Origin of the sequence: Allobosea sp. Root483D1 (assembly GCF_001429505.1) — a bacterium.
Classification (GTDB): domain Bacteria; phylum Pseudomonadota; class Alphaproteobacteria; order Rhizobiales; family Beijerinckiaceae; genus Allobosea.
In genome coordinates, this window is the sequence record NZ_LMJW01000015.1 from 57,812 (window position 1) to 64,839 (window position 7,028).

Annotated in this window: 6 protein-coding genes and 1 pseudogene; 6 read left to right on the forward strand and 1 reads right to left on the reverse strand. The window is 61.2% G+C overall.

The genetic code is table 11. The features are described from left to right. The first annotated feature begins 11 nt into the window (after window positions 1-11). From ASE66_RS33820 to ASE66_RS12830, 4 genes are all read left to right on the forward strand, one after another. On the forward strand, window positions 12-347 hold the full coding sequence (locus ASE66_RS33820; RefSeq protein WP_200964589.1) for an alpha/beta fold hydrolase: 336 nt from the start codon (window positions 12-14) through the stop codon (window positions 345-347). A 38-nt stretch (window positions 348-385) separates the two neighbouring features. Then, window positions 386-643, forward strand: coding sequence for a hypothetical protein (locus ASE66_RS12820; protein ID WP_057190019.1), 258 nt, complete (start codon window positions 386-388; stop codon window positions 641-643). A 942-nt stretch (window positions 644-1,585) separates the two neighbouring features. Then, window positions 1,586-4,216: a DNA ligase D gene (gene ligD, locus ASE66_RS12825; RefSeq protein ID WP_057190020.1), complete on the forward strand. Its 2,631-nt coding sequence runs from the start codon at window positions 1,586-1,588 to the stop codon at window positions 4,214-4,216. A gap of 50 nt (window positions 4,217-4,266) precedes the next feature. Then, window positions 4,267-5,055 carry a Ku protein gene (locus tag ASE66_RS12830; protein WP_057190021.1) on the forward strand — a complete coding sequence of 263 codons (789 nt, stop codon included), beginning with the start codon at window positions 4,267-4,269 and terminating at the stop codon, window positions 5,053-5,055. A gap of 8 nt (window positions 5,056-5,063) precedes the next feature. Here the strand turns inward: ASE66_RS12830 and ASE66_RS12835 are convergent, their stop codons facing one another. Beyond that, the gene (locus ASE66_RS12835) at window positions 5,064-5,930 is read right to left on the reverse strand and encodes a Ku protein (protein WP_057190022.1); all 867 of its coding nucleotides are present in this window, start codon (window positions 5,928-5,930) and stop codon (window positions 5,064-5,066) included. A gap of 82 nt (window positions 5,931-6,012) precedes the next feature. Between ASE66_RS12835 and ASE66_RS12840 the strand changes: the two genes are divergently transcribed. Then, window positions 6,013-6,303: a hypothetical protein gene (locus tag ASE66_RS12840; RefSeq protein ID WP_057190023.1), complete on the forward strand. Its 291-nt coding sequence runs from the start codon at window positions 6,013-6,015 to the stop codon at window positions 6,301-6,303. Window positions 6,304-6,482: 179 nt separating this feature from the next. Continuing rightward, window positions 6,483-6,781, forward strand: a pseudogene (locus tag ASE66_RS31380) (DUF736 domain-containing protein). The last annotated feature ends 247 nt before the right edge of the window (window positions 6,782-7,028 follow it).

A 7,028-nucleotide genomic window follows, 5' to 3' on the forward strand; every position in this document is an offset into this window, starting at 1 on the left:
GATCCGCTCCCATGTTCGAAAGCTTCGACATGGATTTCACCGAGCTGCGCGATGCGACGCTGCGCGTGCGCGACGGTGGAACCGGCGAACCCTTGCTCCTATTGCACGGTCATCCGCGCACTCACACAACCTGGCATCGGGTTGCGCCATTGCTGGCGACCAGCTTTCGTGTCGTCTGCACCACGCCTCCGCGTACAGTCTCAAAAGGTGAAGGCAAAGAACGAAGGCTGGGAGCCAATTTCGCCGGCGTGCGCGAATGTCCGCGTCCGTACCAAGCCCAATTCGATAACAGCCGTTGGAACCACGTTCACCGTAACGCAGTTGGAGGCCCATCAACATCTCTCTGAGGGCGGCCTCGCCGCGGAGTAGGTAAGGGATCCATTCCATGGAAAACGGCTTCAAGACCATGTCTCAAGCTGCCGGCGGCGCCGGAGGCGGCGTGCCAAACGAATCCGAGCATGAGAGAACGTCTGATCGACTCAAGGCCTACGGCGTCGATACAGACGTGATGGCGGAAGAAGCGAGCGAGCGCGTCAGTGAACTTCAGCAGATGATAATTGACGAGGTCCGAGCGCGACCTCTGCGCGCCCTCGGGTGGGCGATGGCGACTGGCGTCGTTTTCGGATTTTGGGCGGCGAAATAGGTCGTGGGCGGCTTGCTCGCTTACGCGACTCTACGGGCGACTGCAGCGCTGAAGCGTGCTGCAGTCGTTTACAGTCTCATTGCTCTTGGTGCCTTGACCGCAATCTTCGCGATGGGGTACGCGCTCAACGCCTGCTACATGGCCCTCATGTTCCGCTACGGCGCGATCACTGCCAGCTTAGCGATAGCTGGGGGGTTATTCGGGCTTGCCGCAGCCTGCGCATTGGCTGGGTACTTCGTCAGCAGGCAACCTCGACCCACATTGTTGCGCCGATCGGCAAGCTCCGAAGCCAATGTTCATTTGGCGACCGAACCCAAACGACAACGACGAATTGCTCTGGGCGCAGGGCTAGCCGCAACCGCGGCCGCAGCGCTTATCGGCATTTTAGTGCGTAGGTCGTCCCATCCTGATTAGCGGAGTAATATTGGTTACAGTTGATTATGGTCTAGATTCATTAGATCGGCTTTTAAAGACCGCAAGAAGCGTACGGGGTTCACGTTGTTACAGATCGCAGATTTGACCGACCTAGTTCACAATAATATTGTCTGAACGCTCGAGGTCGAAACGCTGGTTCGCGGATCGATCATTTTTCCTGAGCCCGATCTTGCGCGAAGGCTCATCGTGGCCGAGGTCGACGTGAATTTGAGCGAATAAGAGAAGGCGAGGTTCACGCGCCAGGCTCCATCTGCGCCCACTGAAGTAAAAGTGCTTTGCGGCAGGCAGCGGGCTGAACACAGTCTCAGAAATGCAAGTCATTAGGCCAAGCGGACGCAAGGGCTCTTACGGAACTGCGCAGTCCAACATGACACTGCGGGATCAAGTACGATTCGTCGATTCCGAGTCGTTGCGCATTCGAATAACGATCACGGGTCGAGCGACTGCATCATCGAATGGGGAACCCGGTACCCCGGTCAAAGTTTCCGCACGAGCGGGAGCGCAAGCATGTCGACCAAGCTGAAGACATATCGGGCCAAGCGTGACTTCAAAAAGACGAAGGAGCCGAGCGGCGAAGCGGCGGTCTCGTCCTCGAACCGCCTGCGTTTTGTGATCCAGAAACACGACGCGACCCGGCTGCACTATGATCTGCGGCTCGAGCTCGACGGCGTGTTCAAGTCCTGGGCCGTCACAAAGGGGCCGTCGCTCGACCCGCACGACAAACGGCTGGCCGTCGAAGTGGAGGATCACCCGCTCGCCTATGGCGACTTCGAGGGAACCATTCCGAAGGGGCAATATGGCGGCGGCACGGTCCTGCTTTGGGATCGGGGTTATTGGGAGCCTGAGGGCAAGCTCTCTGCGCAAAGGCAGCTCCAAAAGGGCGATCTCAAATTCACGCTTCACGGCGAGCGCCTGCAAGGCAGCTTCGTCCTGGTCCGGATGCGGACTGATCGAGACGGCGGCAAGCGCACCAACTGGCTCCTCATCAAGCATCGCGACGCGTATGCGACCGAGGGCAACGGCGAGGCTGTGCTGGCGGATGACATCTCCATCGCCTCGGGCCGCACCATGGCGACCATCGCGGCCGGCAAGGGCAAGTCGCCGACGCCGTTCCTGCTCGCCGAGCAGGCAATGGACGCCGGCGCCGTCTGGAATTCCAAGGTCGGGCTCGCCGCTGCCGAGCGGCGCGCGCCGGCTCGGCAAAAACGCACGAAGGCGAAAATGGCGACTACCGCATCAACGCCAGGCTTCATTCCGCCCCAACTCTGTACCTCAGTCGATCGCCCGCCAAGCGGGGCCGATTGGGTGCACGAGATTAAGTTTGACGGCTATCGCGTCCAAATGCAGGCCAAAGGTGGCAAGGCGGCGTTGAAGACTCGCAAGGGCCTAGACTGGACGACAAGGTTCCAGACTATCGCGAAGGCCGCGGCTGAGCTGCCCGATTGTATCATCGATGGCGAAATCGTCGCTCTCGATGAGAACGGCGCGCCGGACTTCGCGGCGCTGCAGGCCGCATTGTCGGAAGAGAAGACGGAGAATCTCGTCTTTTTCGCCTTCGACCTGATGTGGAACGATGGCCAAGACCTGCGTCAGGAGACACTCTCGGCCCGCAAAGCCCGCCTGAAGGAGATTCTTGAGCGGCATGGCGAAGGCATTGTCATCCGCTATGTCGAGCATTTCGAGACAGGCGGCGATGCCGTCCTGAAATCGGCGTGCAAGCTCTCGCTGGAAGGCATCGTATCGAAGGCGACGGGCGCACCCTATGTTTCCGGGCGCAGTGAATCCTGGACGAAAGCCAAGTGTCGCGCTGGCCACGAGGTTGTGATCGGCGGATGGGCGACCACCGAAGGGAGATTCCGCTCGCTCCTGGTCGGCGTGAACCGGGGCCAGCACTTCGTTTATATCGGACGGGTCGGGACCGGATATGGCGCCAGGAAGGTTGCGGCGCTGCTGCCACGGCTGAAGGAGCATGCAGCCGAGCGCTCGCCGTTCACGGGGGTGGGCGCGCCACGGCGGGAACGGGGAGTGACGTGGGTCGAGCCCGTGCTCGTGGCCGAGATCGAGTTCGCCGGGTGGACGGGCGACGGCATGGTGAGGCAGGCTGCGTTCAAGGGCTTGAGGGAAGACAAGCCGGCCGCGGAGGTCGAGACCGAGCTTCCCGTTTCGCCGGCCGACGCAGAGCCCGCGAAACCGGCGACGCTGTGGAAGAATCGCAAGGGCGGAAGGATCGACGTGCTGGGTGTCAGCCTGTCGCACCCGGACAAGGCCTTGTGGCCGGACGCCGAGGATGGCAAGCCGGTCACCAAGCGCGACCTGGCGGCGTATTTCGAAGCCGTCGGGGGCTGGCTCTTGCCGCACATCAAGGGGCGACCATGCTCGCTGTTGCGAGCCCCGGATGGGATCGATGGCGAGACCTTTTTTCAGCGGCACGCAGGTCTGGGCACGTCGAACCTGTTCGAGCTCGTGCGGGTTTTCGGCGACAAGAAGCCATACCTGCAGATCGACCGTATCGAAGCGCTGATCGCCGCTGCACAGATCGGTGGCATCGAGCTGCATCCTTGGAACTGCCAACCAGGGGAGCCTGAGGTACCTGGACGCTTGGTGTTCGACCTGGACCCCGGCCCGGGTGTCGAATTCGAAGACGTCGTGATAGCGGCAAATGCAATGCGGGAGAGGCTGGAAGCCCTGGGTCTCACGGCCTTCTGCAAGACGACAGGTGGCAAGGGCTTGCACGTCGTAACGCCGCTGAAGGCACCCAGGCGAGGCAAGCTGGATTGGCCGAGCGCGAAGGAATTTGCTCGGCGCGTCTGCGCGGAAATGGCTGCCGACGATCCGGCGCATTACGTGATCAATATGGCCAAGCGGCTGCGCAACGGCAGGATCTTCCTCGACTATCTGCGTAACGATCGGATGGCGACGGCTGTCGCCCCGCTCTCGGCCCGTGCGCGCCCGGGGGCGCACGTCTCAATGCCGCTGCAGTGGAGCAAGGTGAAGAAGGGGCTCGATCCTGCGAATTACACGATCAGGACGGTCCCGGCGCTTCTGAGCAGGAGCACGGCCTGGGAAGAGTACGGCGAAGCGGGTGGATCATTGGCCGATGCGGTCAAGCGCATGGTTGGTCGCGGGAAAGCGGCCTGAGGCCGGAACGAACGAGGTCGCTCGCAGTTGTCGTGGGCAGGAGTTCGAACATGGCACAGCGCACGTTTTGGAAGGGATATCTCAAGCTCTCTCTCGTGACCTGCCCCGTTGCGATGATGCCGGCGAGGTCGCAAAGCGAGAAGGTGCGATTCCACACGCTTAATCGGAAGACCGGAAACCGCATTCAGAGCCGGTTCGTCGATGCTGTGACAGGCAAGCCGGTGGCCGAGGGCGAGGAAGTCCGCGGCTACCCGAAGGGCGACGACGACTACGTGCTGCTCGAGGAGGACGAGCTCGATGCGGTCGCTCTCGACAGTACGCGCACCATCGACATCGAGGTTTTCGCGCCGCGCTCCTCCGTCGGGTGGATCTGGTACGATACACCGCACTATCTCGTTCCAGACGGCAAGGTCGGCGAAGAGGCCTACACCGTTATCCGGGAAGCGATGAAGGCGACCAAGACCGTGGGCATTTCCCGGGTCGTCCTCTATCGCCGCGAGCGCGCGGTACTGCTTGAACCCCGGGACAACGGCATCATCCTCTGGACGCTGCGCTATGGCGACGAGGTCCGTAACGACAAACCTTACTTCGCCGCGATCAAGAAGGCTGAGCCAGAAGCTGATATGCGCCCGATGATGGAAAAGTTGATCGAAAAGCGGACGAAGGATTGGTCGCCTGATTTGGCGGAAGATCCGGTCCAGGACGAACTACTGGCCATCATCAAGGCCAAGGGCAAAGGACGAAAAGCGCAAAAGCCCCGTTCTGCGGCGCAAAGCGAGGGCAACGTCATCAGCATTATGGATGCGCTCAAGAAGAGCCTCGAACCTCGAAAGTCCTGACTGGCGGGCTAAGCTGCCGCCTTCTTTGCCTTTTTACCTGAGGATTTGGCCGCGGCCTTGCGCTTGGGTGCAGGTTTTTTGCTTGCGGCGGTTTGGTCGCCTCCCGCTTTGGCGCTCTGTCGAAGCGCCTCCATCAGGTCAACAACCTTGGTTTCCGGCGGCGGCTTTCGCGGCGTGATCTTCTTGCCCTCGATCTTTGCCTTCACAACCTCGGCCAGTGCCGACTCGTAGCGATCATCGAAGGCCTTCGGATCGAACTCGCCGGCTTTCGTCTCGATGATGTGCCTGGCGAGGTCCAGCATTTCGTCTTGGATCTTCATTTTCGGCACGTCAGCGAAGGCTTCCTCGGCGGAACGGACCTCGTAGTCGAAGTTCAGTGTCGTCGCGATCATCCCCTTGCCGTGCGGCCGGAGGAGGATGGAGCGCATCCTGCGGAAAATCACCGTGCGCGCGAGTGCGGCAGTTTGGCGAGCAGACATCGCCTCGCGGATCAGTTCGAACGCTTCGGCGGCCACCGGCGAGCTCGGCGTCATATAATAGGGCCGATCAAAGAAGACATCGTCGATCTCGTCGCAGGGCAAAAAGGTGGCGACGTTGAGGGTCTTGTCGCTCTCGGGAATGGCAGCCGCGATCTCCTCGGGTTCGAGCACGACATAGTCGCCGTCCCCGCGGTCATATCCCTTGACCTGATCGTCGTGCTCGACCGGTTTGCCGGTCACCTCGTCGATAAATTGACGATGAACCCGGTTCCCAGTTTTGCGGTTTATCGTGTGAAATGAAATACGCTCTGCCGTGGAGGCGGCCGTGTACAGGGCGACGGGGCAGATGACCTCGTCGATCTTCAAAATGCCCTTCCAGATCGCTCGCGGCGCCATGCCAATTCCTCTGCTACGCGGAGAGGAACCGTGTTGCCGGTCAATGGTTCCGAAGGGGAGGGTAAGTAACGGAACCGAAGCCATGTCTAATGACGATGCGGTCATCGCGCGAGGGCTCAATGTCGGCTTGAGGCACCTTCTGGTTGCCGCGATTGTTCATCACGCAGGCAAAAATTGCGGCGGGGACCAGATGGGCAGGATGCGAGAGGCACTTCTTGCCGAAATCGGTCGGTTGGCGTTCAAGGCGGAAAGCGACAATGGGGGGGACGCGGATCTGACTGCAGCAATGCGGAATGCGTTGACGATGCTGCTAGACGCCGCCTACCGCGATGCAGAGGCAAGGTTGGCGCGAAACAGCGAAATTTTGCAGTGACAGGATCGCGTCGCGTTTTGATCAGGGGGGCTATCCAGACCGCCGGACGCAACACGGGTGACACGTTGGGCTGAAATCCCGAACAGCATTCCCGCGATGAGGCGAGTTGTTGCCATCACCGGAGCCCCGCAAACCAGAAGCCAGCACTTTCGGACGTAGCGGGTGATGCAAATGAGGCGATTGCACCGGCATGCAACGGCAACGGCATTGCCGGCAACGTCCGCACCCTCACCGTCCGCTTCCAGGCCCGCCTGCATCCGATCGAGCGAGTCTCGCGCGACGCCCCCGACTTCGCGTCACCGGAAACGGCGCCGAGGTCGGCGCGGGCTGGAATGCGGTCTTCGGCGACGGCGAGCCGTAAGTCTCGCTCAAGGTCGACGATCCGAGCTTCAATGCCCCGATCACCGCGGCGCTCTGGCCCGGGGAGACCGAAGGGGATTACACCCTGATCTCGAACCGCCCGAAGCGGGAGGCCTAATCCCCGCCCACGAGCCCCGCCGCCATAGGCGGGGCTTCTTCATGTCGGCAATGGCGGGGAAAACTGTGACGTCATGCGGGGCAAGTGCGAATGACCCGGGCGTTGCGCTGTTGATCAGATTACTGTTGCGCTTTCCGTCGGCTCCGCTGACCCCCTAGCAGGCTGTTGACGCAGTCCGATGTTGCTAGGGTCCGGACCCATAAAATGATTGGCGCCGTCGGCTCGGTGTGATTCACGGCTTCCGGGA

Excerpts from the sequence above, each read along its gene's own strand:
- ASE66_RS33820 (WP_200964589.1), top strand. The coding sequence starts at position 12 with ATGTTCGAAAGCTTCGACATGGATTTCACCGAGCTGCGCGATGCGACG.
- ASE66_RS12820 (WP_057190019.1), top strand. The coding sequence starts at position 386 with ATGGAAAACGGCTTCAAGACCATGTCTCAAGCTGCCGGCGGCGCCGGA.
- ligD (WP_057190020.1), top strand. The coding sequence starts at position 1,586 with ATGTCGACCAAGCTGAAGACATATCGGGCCAAGCGTGACTTCAAAAAG.
- ASE66_RS12830 (WP_057190021.1), top strand. The coding sequence starts at position 4,267 with ATGGCACAGCGCACGTTTTGGAAGGGATATCTCAAGCTCTCTCTCGTG.
- ASE66_RS12835 (WP_057190022.1), bottom strand. The coding sequence starts at position 5,930 with ATGGCGCCGCGAGCGATCTGGAAGGGCATTTTGAAGATCGACGAGGTC.
- ASE66_RS12840 (WP_057190023.1), top strand. The coding sequence starts at position 6,013 with ATGTCTAATGACGATGCGGTCATCGCGCGAGGGCTCAATGTCGGCTTG.